Here is a 2234-nt window from a genome sequence, read left to right as displayed (position 1 = left end):
CATGATTATACGCCTATCCTTGACTCTTTTTAGAGTACAGTTTGATAAGCAGTTACACAAAGTTAGTTACAGTCTCTAGGTGCTCTGTTATGAGGTCTGGTCTGATATTGTTCGCTATAGTCACCTCTGTTTGTTTGCCGTTAATTGCAGAGGCAAACCCGCTAGAAATTGCACTTGATGAACGCCCAGATTGGCAGCGGTATTTTAATCAATTTGAAGCTAAAGGCACGATAGTTGTCGTCGATGAACGTCAAGTCAATCCTATGACTCAATCTAACAAGTGGGTTTATGATAAGACAAGGGCCGCTAAACGCTACTCTCCAGCATCGACGTTTAAAATTCCCCACAGCCTGTTTGCACTGGACTCAAAGATCGTCACTGATGAGTTTCAAGTGTTTAAATGGGATGGCGTTAAACGAAGTTTTGCGCCGCATAATCAAGATCAAAACCTGCGATCAGCCATGCGTAATTCGGCGGTGTGGGTTTACGACATCTTTGCTGAGCAGATAGGTGAGCAAAAGGCGCAGCAATATTTATCGCGAATTGGATACGGAAATGCTGACCCGCGCTTTGAGGTAGTAACCGCAGACGGCGGCAGCTATTGGATAGACGGTAAACTGGCAATCTCAGCCACAGAACAAATTGAATTTTTACAGGCTTTATATCGAAATCAATTAGTGTTTGATTTGGCTGATCAGTTAATAGTTAAAGATATTATGATTGTTGAAGCGGGTAGGGATTGGGTTTTACGGGCTAAAACGGGTTGGCAAGGTCAATATGGCTGGTGGGTAGGTTGGGTTGAATGGCCAACTGGTCCAGTGTTTTTTGCGTTGAATATTGATACGCCAAATCGGATAAAGGATCTTTATAAACGAGAGGCCATCACACGGCTGATCTTGCAATCCGTAAAAGCCTTACCAGCAAATTAAAGCATAAAATGCGTGTGAGTCGCTGACTGATTACTCAATTATGGGCTACCACTAACAAGCGATATAATAATGACTCGGCACTGACATTTGCGGCTGGACTATACTCATTGATGTTATTCAAACATAGTTGATTTTTATCAACCATATATTAAAGGAGCACACATCATGGATATTACAGCATTATTGATTTTCTTAGCCATTGGCGCGATAGCGGGGTGGTTAGCTGGCAACATTATCAAAGGTGGTGGCTTTGGTTTACTCGGTAATATTGTAATTGGTATTATCGGTGCGATTGTCGGCGGTTATGTATTTGGTTTATTTGGTATTGAAAGCGGTGGCTTTATTGGTGCAATCATTACCGCGACAGTGGGGGCGGTATTATTACTGTTTGTTGTCAGCTTAATTAAAAAAGTTTGATGCCAATGTGTAAACGGTCTGACTGTAGAGACAGGTTTGCTGTTCGTGAGGAGTGAGCCATAGCTCTATTCAGCCAAGTCAGGCAGGTTTTTAACTCAGCCAATAACCCATCGTAAATGTCTGAAGTAAATGCCTAAAAGACTGAGCTGTCATCTTATCAATTCAAATTAAATTTTGTTGTTAAGTTTTGGTTGATAGCTCATTTCTCTTTTAGGTTTTGATTGGTTGTATGATGAATGATTTCATCAAACCGCAATGTTAATCCATGCTTAGCAAGATTAGCTCTTAACATTGGCTCCATCTCATCTCGATACTGTTGGAGTTGAGATGTTGCGTAAATGTCCTGAACGTCTTTCGGCTCTGTTTTTAATAATTCATTTAATTTCGGGCGGACATATTTGGGTAAATTTAGGTATTCAATCTTTATATCGTTTGTGCCAGTTTGTTTGATTTCAAAAAAGAGTTTATCGATCAGTTCAGGTCTCAGAGTCATATGGGGTAATAATGGCCCAACAAATACATAGGTCTTTATCCCTGCATCATTGAGCTTTTTTAATGTTTTTAATCGGGCGCTTGCTGAGGGAGCTTGAACTTCTAAAAAACGGCTTAGTTTATCATCCGTTGTGGTGATCGAAATGCCGACCTCAGCATTCGGAATTTTTCTTAATAGCTCTACATCGTCAAACACCATGGGCGATTTGGTTAATATACTCACTCGACCTTGATAATTCTTATCTGCAAACACTTGTAAAATTCCACGAGTTAACCGGTATTGCTTTTCTACTCTTTGGTAGGGATCGGTAACAGTACTGTGAGCGCCCGGTGAACTACGCCTTGCTTAGATCAACATGCCAGGGCAAGAGGCTATTAAGGTCACAGTTTGGATGG

General features: G+C 41.0%; 3 protein-coding genes. 2 read left to right on the top strand and 1 reads right to left on the bottom strand.

Going from position 1 to position 2234, the window contains the following annotated elements:
- Positions 1-89 precede the first annotated feature (89 nt).
- Together blaOXA and ACVBIO_RS21525 are read left to right on the top strand one after the other, a co-directional pair.
- On the top strand, positions 90-929 hold the full coding sequence (gene blaOXA, locus ACVBIO_RS21530; protein ID WP_447173425.1) for a class D beta-lactamase: 840 nt from the start codon (positions 90-92) through the stop codon (positions 927-929).
- Between the two features lie 165 nt (positions 930-1094).
- Entirely contained in the window at positions 1095-1346 is a 252-nt protein-coding gene (locus tag ACVBIO_RS21525) for a GlsB/YeaQ/YmgE family stress response membrane protein (RefSeq protein WP_447161244.1), read from the top strand.
- Between the two features lie 199 nt (positions 1347-1545).
- Here ACVBIO_RS21525 and ACVBIO_RS21520 read toward each other — a convergent pair whose 3' ends face one another.
- Positions 1546-2091, bottom strand: a complete 546-nt coding sequence (locus tag ACVBIO_RS21520) for a radical SAM protein (RefSeq protein WP_447173424.1) — start codon at positions 2089-2091, stop codon at positions 1546-1548.
- Positions 2092-2234 lie beyond the last annotated feature (143 nt).

This window comes from Shewanella sp. 0m-8 (genome assembly GCF_052977265.1).
Note: the sequence above shows the minus strand (reverse complement) of the source record. Positions and strands in the feature narration are given on the sequence as shown.

What these genes read in the sequence shown, in the direction of transcription:
- blaOXA (WP_447173425.1), top strand. Translation starts at nt 90, where the DNA reads ATGAGGTCTGGTCTGATATTGTTCGCTATAGTCACCTCTGTTTGTTTG.
- ACVBIO_RS21525 (WP_447161244.1), top strand. Translation starts at nt 1,095, where the DNA reads ATGGATATTACAGCATTATTGATTTTCTTAGCCATTGGCGCGATAGCG.